This is a genomic window from Polymorphospora sp. NPDC051019 (assembly GCF_040683055.1).
Taxonomy (GTDB): Bacteria; Actinomycetota; Actinomycetes; order Mycobacteriales; family Micromonosporaceae; genus Polymorphospora; species Polymorphospora lycopeni.
Map to the genome: position 1 here is coordinate 59430 of NZ_JBFBCH010000012.1, position 13750 is coordinate 73179.

Here is a 13750-nt window from a genome sequence, read left to right on the forward strand (position 1 = left end):
GGCCTGTGCCCGGGCCCGCAACCGCACCGCCAACTCCGCGTCGACGCGTACCCGGGCGTCGCGCATGGTGCGGCCGTCGCCGTGGATGTCCAGCAGGCCGAACGGCGCGGTAGGCGCGTCGACGGTGCCGAGCATCCCGCGGAAGAAGCTCTCCTGCTCGATCCGGTCCACCCCGCGCCGGATCCGGGCCACGAAGTCGCGGAACGGCAGCGGCGCCGGCAACCGGTCGCCCAGCCCGGCCAGGTGCGCCCGGATCTCGGCGTTGAGCTGCTTGAGCGAGGTGTTGTCGTCGATGATGTGGTGGATCAGTTCGAGCGCCAGCCACCTGCCGTCGCGCGGATCGCGGGCGACCAGCAGCCGCACCAGCGGCGCCTCGTGCAGCGACAGCCGGCCGTACCGCCGGTCGAAGTGCTCGCGCAGCTCCCGGCCCGGGTCGTCGCCCGCCGGGTCGAGTTCGATCTCCTCCACCGGCAGGGTCACCCGGCGCCACACCACCTGCACCGGCTCGTTGATCCCCTGCCACACCACCGCCGTACGCAGGATGTCGTGCCGGGCGACCACGGCCTCCAGCGCGGCCCGGTAACGGTCCAGCCGCTCCCGGTCGGCGAAGGCGATGAGGCTGGTGACCAGGTACGGGTCGCCGTCGCGGGCCATCAGGTGGTGGAACAGGATCCCTTCCTGCATCGGGGCCAGCGGGTACACGTCCTGCACGTTCGGCGCCCCGCCGGGCACCGTGGCCACGATCGTGTCGATCTCCGACTGGGTCAGGTCGACCAGCGGCAGCAGGTCCGGCGTGATCCGGGCACAGCCGTCCGGGATCAGGTTGGGCGGCACCTCGACCTGGCCCGGCCCGGCCCCGACGGCGGCGGCCAGGTCGATCAGGACCGGCGCCCCGAAGAGCACCCGTACGTCGGCGTCCATGCCCTGCCGGCGCATCCGCTCCAGCACCCGCAGCGCCAGCAGCGAGTGCCCGCCCAGCGCGAAGAAGTTGTCGTGCCGGCCGACCCGTTCGATGCCCAGCACCTCGGCCCAGATCCCGGCCAGCGCGATCTCCGTCGGGCCGACCGGCTCGGCGTAGTCGCGGGAGGCGAACGCCAGCCCGTCGGGTGCGGGCAGCGCCTTGCGGTCGAGCTTGCCGTTGGCGGTCAGCGGCCACTCGGCGATCCGCACGTACGCGGCCGGGACCATGTGTTCCGGCAGGACCCCGGACAGCCGGGTACGCAGCGCGTCGGCGGTCAGCTTGCGTACCGAGGCGGTGTAGTAGCCGACCAGCCGCGTCTCGCCCGTCGCGTCCGTCGTGGCCAGCACCACCGCCTCGCGTACGCCCGGAGTGGCGGCGAGCTGTGACTCGATCTCGCCCAGTTCGATCCGGAAGCCACGGATCTTCACCTGGAAGTCGTTGCGGCCGATGTATTCCAGGCTGCCGTCGGCCCGGTGCCGGACCAGGTCACCGGTCTTGTAGAGCCGGTCGCCGGCCTCGAACGGGCTGTCGAAAAAGCGTTCCGCGGTCAGCTCGGGGCGGTTGAGGTAGCCGCGCGCGACCCCCGCCCCGCCGACGTGCAGTTCGCCGACGACGCCGTGCGGCACCGGTTCGAGCCGCTCGTCGAGCACGTAGAGCCGCAGGTCGCCGATTGGTCCGCCGATCGGGCTGACTCCCGGCCGGTCGGCGTCGGCCGCCGTCAGCGGCCGGTACGTCACGTGCACCGTGGTCTCGGTGATGCCGTACATGTTGACCAGTTCGGCGCGCCCGTTGCGGGGGTCGGCGTACCACGGCCGCAGCATCGCCGGGTCCAGCGCCTCGCCGCCGAAGACCACCGTACGCAGCGCGTGCGACCGGCCCGTCTCGGCCTGTGCCGCGATCAGGCTGCGGAACGCGCTCGGGGTCTGGTTGAGGACGGTGACGCCCTCGTCGCAGAGCAGCCGGTAGAAGTCGGCGGGCGAGCGGCTGGTCAGCCGGGGGACGACCACCAGCCGGCCGCCGTGCAGCAGCGCACCCCAGATCTCCCAGACGGAGAAGTCGAACGCGAAGGAGTGGAAGAGGCTCCACACGTCGGACGGGCCGAAGCCGAACCAGTGCGCGGTGGCCGAGAACAGCCGTACGACGTTGGCGTGCTCGACCATGACGCCCTTGGGCCGGCCGGTCGAGCCGGAGGTGTAGATGACGTACGCGAGGTTGCCCGGAGTGAGGTCGACGGCCGGGTCGGTGCACGGACGGTCCGCCCAGGCGGCGGGCTCGTCGAGGTCGATCACCGGCGCGGACGTCACGCCGTCGAGCACGGTCCGGGTCGCCGCGTGGGCGAGGACGACCGCCGGCGCGCTGTCGCCCAGCACGTACGCCAGCCGGTCGGCGGGATAGCCGGGGTCGAGTGGCACGTACGCGCCGCCGGCCTTGAGGATGGCCAGCAGGCCGACGATCATCTCGGTCGAGCGTTCCACGCAGATCGCCACCGGCTGGTCCGGACCGACGCCGTGGGCGCGCAGGTGGTGGGCGAGCTGGTTGGCGCGGCTGTTCAGCTCGCCGTAGCGCAGCGATCCGCCCTCGAACGAGACCGCCACCGCGTCGGGGGTGGCGTCGGCCTGCTCCTCGAACAGCCCGTGGACCGTCCGGCCGGCCGGATAGGCGGTCGCGTCGGCGTACGCGGCGAGCAGTTGGTGGCGCTCGTCCGGGTCGAGCAGGGCCAGTTCGGCCACCGGGCGTTCGGGGTGGTCGGCCATCTGGGTCAGGACCCGGTGCAGGTAGCGGGTGTATCGGTGGGCGGTGTCGGTGTCGAACAGTGCGGTGGCGTATTCGAGGCTGCCGGTGATCCGGCCGTCCTCTTCGGCCAGCGACAGCGTGAGGTCGAACTTGGCGCCGGCCCAGGGGGAGTGCAGGGTGGTGACCTCGATGCCGGCCAGGTCGAGGTCGTCCTCCTCGTTGTTCTGCCAGGCGAACATCACCTGGAACAGCGGTGTGTAGGCGAGGCTGCGGGTGGGGTTGACGAGTTCGACGACCTGTTCGAAGGGGAGGTCCTGGTGTTCGAGGGTGGTGAGGGAGAGGTCGCGTACGCGGTCGAGGAGTTGGGTGGTGGTGGGGTTGCCGGTGAGGTCGACGCGTAGGGCGAGGGTGTTGACGAAGAAGCCGATGAGGTCTTCGAGTTCGGCGCGGCGTCGGTTGGCGGTGGGGGTGCCGATGACCAGGTCGGTCTGGCCGGAGAGCCGGGACAGCACGATCGCCCAGCCGGTCAGCAGGGTCATGAACAGGGTGCCGCCGTGGCGGGCGCCGAGTTCGTCGAGCCGGTTGGTGAGTCCGGCGTCGAGTTCGACGGTGACCTGCGCCCCGGCGTGGTCCTGTTCGGCCGGCCGGGGGCGGTCGGTGGGGAGTTCGAGCAGGGCCGGCGCGTCGGCGAGGGCCTGTCGCCAGTAGGTCTCCTGCCGGGCGAGTACGCCGTCGGCGAGCCACTGTCGCTGCCAGGCGGCGTAGTCGGCGTACTGGATCGGCAGCGGCGGCAGCGGATCGGGCTCGTTGTCGTGGAAGGCGGCGTAGAGGGTGCCGAGTTCGTTGGTGAGCACGCCCTGCGACCAGCCGTCGGAGACGATGTGGTGCATCGTCAGCAGCAGCACGTGCCGGTCGGGGGCGAGCACGACCAGCCGGCCCCGGATCAGCGGCCCGGCCGCCAGGTCGAACGGGGCGTTGGTCTCGGCTTCCTGCAACTCGGCCAGGCGGGCCGACGCGTCAGGCAGGCCGGTGAGGTCGTCGACGTGCAGGGTGAAGCCGGTGTCGGGCGGGTCGATGTGCTGGTGGGCGTCGGCGCCGTCGGCCACGATCCGGGTGCGGAGCACCTCGTGCCGGGCGACGAGCGCGTCGAGGGCCGCGGTGAGCGCCGACCGGTCGAGCCAGCCGTCGAGCCGCAACGCCATCGGCATGTGGTAGGCCGGACCGACCCCGCCGAGGCGTTCGAGGAACCACAACCGCTGCTGCGCGAACGACAACCGCAGGGGACCGGAGCGGTCCGGCAGGGGCTCGATCTCGGTGGGGGGACGTGTCGTCCGGACCTGATCGGGAGCCGAATCACGGAACCGCTGATCGTCCGGCAACATGTGCCCCCTCGAGTTCTTGCTGGCATGCCACTACATCATGACGTTCGTAAAGGTGAATTAACATTAGTTCAACGGTCAGGCTAAGGCCAGGGTGAATGCTCTGATTCACCTCGTCGGTCGGGTTCCTGCCAAAACCTTGCCGGGCCCGTATTCCTGGGCGACTAATTTCTCCATCTACGAATAGCGAGATTAGTCAGAAAATCCCACTGAAATGGCACAGATACGCTCTGAAGCTGCCATGGGGTCAAACCGTGACCCGTCCCAGGATCTCGGCCAGCCCATCCACCAGCCGCCCCTGCTCCGCCCGGCCCGCGGCGAGATCGGCCCGGTTCGCCGCCGCCAGGACGCGGGCCCGCACCAGGGCATCCGGATACGTCTCCAGGTATGCCCGCTCGTCAGCCAATGCGAGCGCCGCCCCAATGGCATTCGCGTTTGCGATGGCATTGGCATTGGCGCACGCCTCGGCGTTGGCGCCGGTACTCAGATCTGCGTAGAACTGGGCGTACTCAACCGTCTCGTCGGCGCTGTAGCCGTTCGCGGTCGCGTACGCGCGCGCGTTGGCGTAGGCCACCGCGTGCGCGTCGGCGTACGGATAAGCGGCCCGGTACAACTCGCCCAGGACCGGACACAGCGCCTCGCTCCACTCCGCCGCCCCGACCCGCTCCCCGGCCGCCGCCCGCCGGCACAGCCCGGCGACAATCTGTTGTGGACCGTCGACATCGTCCGGTCCCGGTGCGAGCAGGAGCGCGTGCCACTCGTACACCACCCGGAACGGCATCCGGTCGCCGAGCCGGTCGAGTTCGCCACGAACCCGTCGGCCCCGGTCCGCCGCACCGGCGGAATCCTGACCGGCCTCCAACGCCGCGACCAGCGCGGCCAGCCAACGCGGCGGACCATCCACCCGGCTCACCCCTCCCACCCCGCCGGCCGCGGCCGGTCCATCGTGGCCAGCAGGTCGTCGACATCCGCGTCGGTCAACGTGTCGAGGTAGTCCGCACCACCCGTCGCGACGCCGCCGCCCGCCGGCCCCGACCCGGGCGGCGCCCCGGCCGCCGCGACCGCCGTGGCCAGCCCGGCCACGGTCGGGTCGTCGAAAAGCGTACGCACCGGCAGGTCGACCCCGTGCGCCGTCCAGATCCGCGCCATCAACTGGGTGGCCTTGACCGAATGTCCACCGAGGACGAAAAAGTTGTCCAGCACACCGGGCGGGTCGGGCAGGCCCAGCAGGTCGGCGACAAGCGCCGCCAGCTCCCGCTCCAGCGGAGTCCGCGGCGCGACCGCCGGCCCACCCGCCCCGGAACCCCAGTCCGGCTCCGGCAGCGCACGCGGGTCAAGCTTGCCCCGGGACGTACGCGGCACCTCGGGCAGCGCCACGAACGCCGCCGGCACCATGTACTCGGGTAGGAGGCGGCGGACGTACTCACGCAGCCCGGCCGGCGGCTCGGTCGCCCCGGTGACCACGTACCCGACCAGCCGTGCCCCGTCCGGGCCGGTCGACGTCGTCACGACCGCGTCGACCACCTCCGGATGGCCGCGCAGCACCGCCTCCACCTCCGCCGTCTCGACCCGGAACCCGCGTACCTTCACCTGCCGGTCGACCCGGCCGAGCGGTTCGATCCGGCCGTTGGGCAGCCAGCGGCCCAGGTCGCCGCTGCGGTAGAGCCGGCCACCGGCGGTGAACGGATCGGGCACGAACCGGTCGGCGGTCAGCCCGGGCGCGCCGGCGTAGCCCTGGCCGAGCCCGGCACCCCCGATGTAGATCTCGCCGACCACCCCCGGCGGCACCGGCCGCATCCACCGGTCCAGCAGGAAGACCCGGCTGCCGGCGATGGCCGGGCCGATGTCCAGCGGGCCCGGACCGGCGACGACCTCGGCGCCGGTCGAATACACCGTCGTCTCGGTCGGGCCGTAGCAGTTCCACAGCCGCACGTCCGGGCCGATCAGGGCGTCGGCGAGCGACTTCGGCAACGCCTCCCCGCCGCTGAGCCGCAGCCGGACCCCGGCCGGCACCCCACCGGCCGCCACCAGCATCCGCCAGGTCGTCGGCGTCGCCTGGAGCATCGTGGCGTCCGCCGAGGTCAGCAGCCGCCGCAGCCGGTTGCCGTCGATCACGTCGTCGGCACCGGCGACCACGACCGGCGCCCCGCACAACAGCGGCAGGAGCAGGTCGAGCAGGGCGATGTCGAACGCGAACGTGCTCACCGAGACGACCCGGTCGGCCGGCCCGAGCGGCACCATCTCCCGGAACGCGTGCAACAGGTGCGCGACCGCGCCCTGGGTGACCGTGACCGCCTTCGGCCGGCCGGTGGAGCCCGACGTGAACAGCACGTACGCCGCCGCCTCCGGCGGCAGCCCGCACGGCGGCGGCACCACCGGCTCCGGCCCGGTCAGCGCCGGCCCGGCCAGGTCGAGCAGCGTCACCGCCGCCTCCAGCTCGGCCAGCAGCGGCCCGGGAATCGCCGTACGGTCGGTGACGACGACCCGCACCCCGGCATCGGCGAGCATCCCGCGCAGTCGCCCCGGCGGATGGGTCGGGTCGAGCGGCAGGTACGCCGCCCCGATCCGCCACACACCGAGCAGCGCCGGCAGCGGCCGCGCCCCCCGGGGCAGCACGATCCCGACGGTGTCCTGGGCCCGTACGCCGTGCCCGACCAGTCCGGCCGCGATCCGGCTGGTCAGCTCTCGCAGCCGCGTGCCGGTGAGGGTCACGTCGTCGCCCCGGATCACGACCCGGTCGCCGGTGTCGACCGCGGCCACCAGTGCCGCCGCGGTCGCGCCCGGCGCCGGTACCGACGCCGACTCCGGCGCCGACCACACCCGGGTCACCAGATCCCGCGTCGCCGGTGCCAGGATGTCCACCTCGGACACCCGCATCTCCGGGTTCGTCGCCAGCGCGGCCAGGACCGCGCGCAGGGCGTCGGCGAACCGGTCCGCGCTCTGAGTGCTGAACAGGTCGGTGAGGTAGCGCAGCCGTACGGTCAACTCGTCCGGGCCGGCGACCGCCGCCAGTTCCAGCTCGAACTTGCCGGCGCCGTTGTGCACCAGCTCCGGGCGCCAGCGCAGGCCGCCCCGGGCCAGCGGCGGCGACGCGTCCTCGACCGTACACATCACCTGGAGCAACGGCGCCCGGGCCGGGTGCCGTCGCGGCCGGCACAGCTCGACCACCCGCGCGAACGGCAGATCCTGGTGGGCCTGGGCCCGCGCCGACGCGGTGTGCAGCCGGTCGAGAAGCCGCCCGAGCGTCGGATCCCCGTCCAACGTCGCCCGGATCGCGACCGTGTTCGCGAAGAGGCCGAGCATCCGCTCGGTCTCGATCCGGGTCCGGCCCGCCACCGGTACCCCGATCAGCAACTCGTCCACACCGCCCAGCCGGGACAGCAGCGCCGCGTACCCGGTCAGCAGCACGGCGAAGATCGTGCTGCCCCGGTCACCGGCCAGCCGCCGCAGCCCCGCCGCCAACCCGGCGTCCACGGGCACGTCCACCTCGGCGGCGGCCGGCGTCGGCCGGGCCGGGTACGGGTGGTCGACCGGCAGCGGCACCTCGGGCGGGGCACCGGCCAGCTCGGCCGACCAGAACCGCTCCGCGTCGGCGTGACCACCCGCCTCGACGTGCTCCCGCTCCCACAGCGCGAAGTCCGCGTACTGCAACTCGGGCTCCACCGACACCGCCGGCCGGCCGGCGGACAGCGCCTCGTAGTCGCCCGCGATCTCGTCGAAGAGCAGCCGGAACGACCAGCCGTCCGCGATCGCGTGGTGCGCCACCAGGCACAACACGTGCCGGTCGGGCGCCAGCCGCAGCAGCCGGGTACGCACCAGCGGGCCGCGTTCGAGGTCGAACGGCGTACGGACAAGCTCCTCGATCGCCGCCCGCGACTCCGTCCCGGCCAGCGGCTCGACCCCGAGGACGGCCGGCGGGGCGTCGTCGATCACCTGGATCGGCAGGCCGCCGTTGGCCCGGAACGTGGTCCGCAGGACCTCGTGCCGCCCGACCGCCGCCGCCCAGGCAGCACCGAGCGCCGCCACGTCCAGTGGCCCGGACAGCCACACCGCCCATCCGATGTTGTACGTCGCCCGGCCCGGATCCAGCCGGTCGAGCAGCCACATCCGCCGCTGCGCCGCCGACGCCGGAAACTCGAAGAACGCCATCTCAGCCCACCCGTCCGTCCACCGCGACGACCCGCAGTTCCGCCGTGTACCGGCCGCCGGCGCCGGTCAGCCACAACTGGTCCGGCGCCGGAAGCATCTCCACCACACCGACCACCGCGCCGTCACCGTCGTGCCGGCGGGCCCGGCGCACCGACCGGGACACCAGGTCGACCGAGGCGAGACTGGTCAGGTCGGCGTAGACCGGCTTGCGTTCACCCGCGCAGCGCAGGAACACGTGGCGGGGCAGGCCGTGCGCCGCCGCCCAGGCCCGCGCCCGCGCGAACCGGCGCGCCTCGTCCGCCGTACCGGCGAAGTCGATGTCGGCCGCCGCGAACGTCCACGCCTCCCGGCTGACCACCAGCGAGTCGACGGTGATCCGGGGGGTGTGCGCCGCCGGCGGCAGGACGCGGAAGAGCTGGGACAGTCCGGCGCCGACGACGTCGCCGAGCACGTGCATCAGGTCGACGTCGAGCCGGCCGTCGCGCGACCGTACCCGTAGGCCGGTGGACGACTCGACGAGGTCGCACTCACCGACCCGCAGGCTCTGCCGGCGGTCGTGCCCGAACGAGTCGTGCGCGAACACCAACCGGATGTCGTCCGGCCCGGCCAACCCGTTGCTCTGCCGGGTCGGGACACCGCCCTCCTGGCCGGTCTCGGCCGGATAGACGGCGCCGGCCCCGACGTCCCGCGCCATCGCCGCCCGCAACGCGTCCACCCGCGGGTGGTAGGCGACCCAGGTGGCGTACCGCAGGGTGTTGACCCCCGGGTGCAGTTCGCCGAGCACCCACTCGTCGCCGGCCAGCATCAGGTCCGGGCTGTGCTGCACCGCGGTCGGCCAGCCGGGCCGACCCGGCGGAAACGCGGCGGCCACCGCCGGGGCCAGGTCCGCCGCGGCGAGCCGGACCCGGTGCCGGTCGCCGGGCGGCAACGCCAGCACGTCGGCCCAGCGCCGGTGCAGCGCCGAGGTCAGCAGCGCGGTCATCCGGGCCGGCGGATGGAAGAGCGCCTCGCCGGCCAGCAGCCAGAAGTCGACGAGCGGAACCACGCCGGTGCGAAGCTCCGCCGCCCGGCGCCGGTAGATGTCGGTGAAAAGGCGCTGGTAGAGCGTGGCGCCGGCGGCCGTGAACCAGCGGGCACTGTCCAGCACCAGGCCGAGCGCGGCGCCGACCCCGGAAAGCTCCGCCTCCCCGATCCGGACCGTGCCGGCCCGCAGGCACTCCTCGTAGACCGGGGTACGTCCGGCGTACATCGTCCCGGCCCGGCGGGTGGCCGGAACGCCGGCCAGCCGGGTGAACGTCGCCGCCAGATCGGACATCGCGCCGGTCAGCCGGTGCGGGTCACCGGCAGCCGCCGCCAGTGCGTCCCGGGCGGCGCACAGCTCGTCCAGGGCGGCGAGCGCCGGCCCGCGTACGGCCTCGTCGGTGACCCGGGCCAGCCGGTCCCGCATCGTCCGCTCCGGCCTGGTGTCGTGCGGCGCCACCTCCGGCTGCCAGGCGATCCGGTGGGCCGCCGCCAGCGCGTCCAGCACCCCGTACACCTCCGGCGCGGACCGCAGCCCCGAACCCGGGTCGGCCAGCACCGCGGCGGCGACCCCGGCCGCGTCACGGACCCCGTCGCAGGCCCGCAGCACCGCCACCTCGGCGCCGTTCAGGGGCACCGGCGGGGCGAGCGGCACCCGCAACGCCGACCCGGCCAGCTCCAGGAAGGGCATCAGCCGGGGTACGAGCCACGGCCGCAACCCGGCCGCGTACGGCGCCAGCACCGCCGCGACCGCCCAGCCCTCGAGGTAGACGGTCCGGTCGGCCACCAGCGCCGGCGGATCCGCCCCGTCGATCCGGATGCCGGCACCGGGCTCGATCCGCGCCCAGCCGACCGGCCCGAAGAACCCGATCGTGTCGTTCTTCGCGCAGTACCGCTGCAGGTAGCTGGTGACCAGCGCCTCGTGCTGGCGGTGCTTGGTGTTGCGGCCGGCGGGGCTCGGCCCCCGGCGCAGCAGCGCGTCGATCCCGGTGGTCAGCGCGTGCGGGTTCTGCCACGCGACCGCCTCCCGGAACCCGGGGTCGCCCGCGACCGCGTGCAACGCCGCCGCGAGCCGCCCGACCGCGCGCGGGAACCCGTCCGCGTACGCCGCCTCCGCCGCCGCGAGAGCGGCCGGATCACCGGCGGCGCGGGCCGCGACCACCCGGTCCGCGGCGGCGGCGATCTCCGCGTCGCCGAGCGGGGCGAGCAGGTCGATCGGGAATCCGGCGCCCCGCAGGCACACTGTCCGCCACAGCGCCCAGCCGCCACCCAGCGCGACCAGGTCGGCCGGCAGTTCGCGCCCGGCCCGGCGCGGGACCCGCTCCCGGCGGCGCATCACCGGCCCGCCGCTCCCGCTGCCGGCCGCCGTGATCGCCGCCGCCGTCGCGGCCAGCGTCGGCGCCCGGTGGAAGTCACCCAGCCGCAGCTCGACGCCGAACGTCTCGCGCACCCGGAACATCAGCCGGGTCACCGTCAGCGAGTTGCCGCCGAGGGTGAAGAAGCTGCTCTCCCGCCCGATGCCCGCCGGGCGCCGGTCGCCGGGCAGCAGCCGCGACCACAGCTCGGCCAGCCGGTGTTCGGTCGGCGAGGCCGGGCCGGCCACCTCCGGCGCCAGGTCGGGCACCTCCGGCGCGGGCAGCGCGGCCCGGTCGACCTTCCCGTTGACGGTCAGCGGCAACCGGGCGAGGACGGTGAAGGACACCGGCACCAGATGTCCCGGCAGCCGGCCCGACACGAAGTCGCGCAGCGGGCCGTCGGCCAGGGCCGCGCCCTCGACCGGCACGACGTACGCCACCAGGTGCCGGTCGACACCGTCGCCCCGGACCCGGACCACCGCGGCGGCCACCCCCGGATGCGCCTTCAGTACCGCCTCGACCTCGCCCGGCTCGACCCGGAAGCCACGTATCTTCACCTGGTCGTCGAGCCGGCCGAGGAACTCCAGCACGCCGTCCGCCCGCCACCGGACGAGATCGCCGGTCCGGTAGAGCCGCCCGCCCGGGACCCATGGATCAGGCACGAACGACCGCGCGGTCGCCGCGGCGGCACCGAGATAGCCCCGGGCCAATCCGTCACCGCCGGTGTGCAACTCGCCGGCGAAGCCGACCGGAACCGGCCGACCGGCCGGGTCGAGCACGTACGCGGTCGTCTGTGGCACCGGACGGCCGATCGGCACCCGGTCACCGACCGGCTCCGGGCCACGCATCACGTGACAGCTCGTCATCGTCGTGTTCTCGGTCGGCCCGTACGCGTTGACCAGCGGAAGCCCGTCGCGGGCGGCCAGTACGGCCCGGACCGCGCCCGGGTCGGCCACGTCGCCGCCGGTCAGCAGTTGCCGCACGCCCGCAAGCGCCGCCACGTCCTCCTCGACCAGTCGCTGGAACAGCCCGGCGGTGAGGAACGCGACGGTGACCCCGCCGGTACGGATCAGCCCGGCCAGCGCGGGAAGGTCGACCGGATCAGGCGGTGCCACCACCGCCGTCGCACCGGTCAGGAGCGCACCCCAGATCTCCCAGGTCGACGCGTCGAACGCGATCGGGGCGAACTGGAGCAGCCGTTCGCCGGGGCCGAGGGTGGCGAAGTCGGGGCCTGAAACGAGCCGGACCACCCCACGGTGGGGGATGCCGACCGCCTTGGGTACGCCGGTCGAACCCGACGTGTGCAGCACGTGCGCCAGTTGCAGCGGATGGGTCCGTACCGGCGGCGGACCGGCCGGCACCGGTTCCCCTGACCCCGCGCCGACGTCGAGCACCCGTACGGCACCGAGGTCGGGCGGCAGGCCGGCGGTGCTGCCGGCCGTGACCAGGACCAGGCGTACGCCGGCCAGGGTGGCCGCGATCCGGGCCGGCGGACCGGTCGGGTCGACCGGCAGGTACGCGCCACCGGCCTTGAGCACGGCCAGCAGGGCCCGGATCAACGGCTCGCCCCGGGGCATCAGCACGGCGACGGGCTCCTCCGGGCCGACCCCGTGCCGGTGCAGCGTCCAGGCCAGCCGGTCGCTGTCGCGGTCCAGGTCCGCGTAGCTGACCCGGCGGTCACCGACGACCAGCGCGGCGGCGCCCGGATTCTCGGCGACCCGGGCCGCGAACACCTCCGGTACGGACGAGTCACGCGGATAGGGCCGCCTCGTCGCGTTCCAGCCGGCCCGCAGACCGGCCTCCGCGCCGGCGCCGAGGTCCAGGTCGGACAGCCGGGCGGCGGGCCGGTCCGCCAGCTCCAGCACCGTGTGCCGCAACTGCGCGACCATCTGCCGCGCCGACGCGTCCAGCAGCCGGGTGCTGTCCCAGACCGCGCCCAGCCGCAGCTCCGGCTCGTCGAACACGTGCACCGTCAGCGGATAGCCGGGCATCCGGTGTACGCGTACCGAGCCCCGTTCCGGCTCCGGACCGTCCTTCGCCAGTGCGGTGGACAGCCGCTGCCGCTCGAACACCACCAGGCTGTCCAGCAGCGGAGTGTCGGCGGTGAGACCGGCTCCCTCCAGGATGGCGGCCAGCGGGGTGAGCTGGTGCATGCGGAGCTGCCGCATGGCGCCGGCCGCGTCGGCGAGCAGCCGCCGGACCGTCGTGTCCGGAGCCGTACGCAGCCGGAACGGCACCGTGTTGATCAGCGAGCCGACGATCCGGTCGGCGTCCGGCACGCTGCCGTACCGGCAGGACCTGGTTACCGCGAACGTCACGTCGTCGACCCCGCCGTAGCCGCCGCGCAGCAGCGCCCAGGCCGCGTTGACCAGCGCGCTGACCCCGACCCCGGTGGCGGCCGCACCGGCCCGCAGCCGGTCGGACTCCGCCCGGGTCAGCACCATCTCGTGCGCCGCCGGTTCGGCGTCGACGCCGGGTGCCGCGCCGAGGTGACCGGGCAGCGCCCGGGGCGGTGGCGCCCCGGCCAGGTAGTCCTTCCAGAACGCCGCGCCGGCCGCCGGGTCGACAGCACCCCACCAGCGCACGAAGTCCGCGAACGGCGGCCGGTGCGGGTGGTCCGGCGGCCGCCCGGCCCGGCGCGCGGCGTAGCCGGCGAACACCTCGTCGAGCAGCAGCCGGGTGGACCGGCCGTCGAGGATCGCGTGGTGGAAGGTGAGTACGACGTGGTGGTCACTCAGGACGGTGACCCGCAGCAGGGGTGCCCGGCCGACGTCGAAGGGCTCGCGACGGTCGGCGGGCAGGAACGCGGCGAGCGTGCTGTCCCGCCAGCGCGGGTCGATCCCGGCCGTGGGCGCGACGACCTGCACCACGCCGTGGTCGCCGTCGACCTCGAACGCCGTACGCAGCACCGCGTGCCGCCGTACGGCGTCCTGCCAGGTCCGGGTGAACGTGTCGCGGTCCGGTGGGCCGTCCCACCTGATCGTGACCTGCTGGACGTCGACTCCGCCGGCCGGCTGCCGGAGGGTCTGCAGGATCATCCCGCGTTGGACCGCGAGGGCGGGGTACCGCTGGTGCGGGAAGCTGTCGTCCATGCGCGCCTGTTCGGGGGCCTTCGGGTCCGGGCAGCTTGGCACGTGCCTTAACGTTCGGTC

The 13750-nt window shown here is 74.1% G+C and carries 4 protein-coding genes (1 of these 4 running past the window's edge); all 4 read right to left on the bottom strand.

Going from position 1 to position 13750, the window contains the following annotated elements; genetic code table 11:
- On the bottom strand, window positions 1-4077 hold the 5' portion of the coding sequence (locus AB0M79_RS21395; RefSeq protein ID WP_364216323.1) for an amino acid adenylation domain-containing protein. 9528 nt of this gene lie to the left of the window's left edge; only the first 4077 of its 13605 coding nucleotides appear in the window; its start codon is at window positions 4075-4077; its stop codon lies off the left edge, out of view.
- Window positions 4078-4321: 244 nt separating this feature from the next.
- Window positions 4322-4987: a hypothetical protein gene (locus AB0M79_RS21400; RefSeq protein ID WP_364216326.1), complete on the bottom strand. Its 666-nt coding sequence runs from the start codon at window positions 4985-4987 to the stop codon at window positions 4322-4324.
- The gene (locus tag AB0M79_RS21405) at window positions 4984-8223 is read right to left on the bottom strand and encodes an amino acid adenylation domain-containing protein (protein WP_364216329.1); all 3240 of its coding nucleotides are present in this window, start codon (window positions 8221-8223) and stop codon (window positions 4984-4986) included. Before AB0M79_RS21405 ends, AB0M79_RS21400 begins: the two co-directional genes overlap by 4 nt.
- 1 nt (window position 8224) lies before the next feature.
- Window positions 8225-13690 (bottom strand): amino acid adenylation domain-containing protein, encoded by a 5466-nt coding sequence (locus tag AB0M79_RS21410; protein ID WP_364216332.1) that lies wholly within the window; start codon window positions 13688-13690, stop codon window positions 8225-8227.
- Window positions 13691-13750 lie beyond the last annotated feature (60 nt).

Bases quoted from the DNA above. Each gene is read 5' to 3' on its own strand.
- AB0M79_RS21405 (WP_364216329.1), bottom strand. From the start codon at position 8,223: ATGGCGTTCTTCGAGTTTCCGGCGTCGGCGGCGCAGCGGCGGATGTGG.
- AB0M79_RS21410 (WP_364216332.1), bottom strand. From the start codon at position 13,690: ATGGACGACAGCTTCCCGCACCAGCGGTACCCCGCCCTCGCGGTCCAA.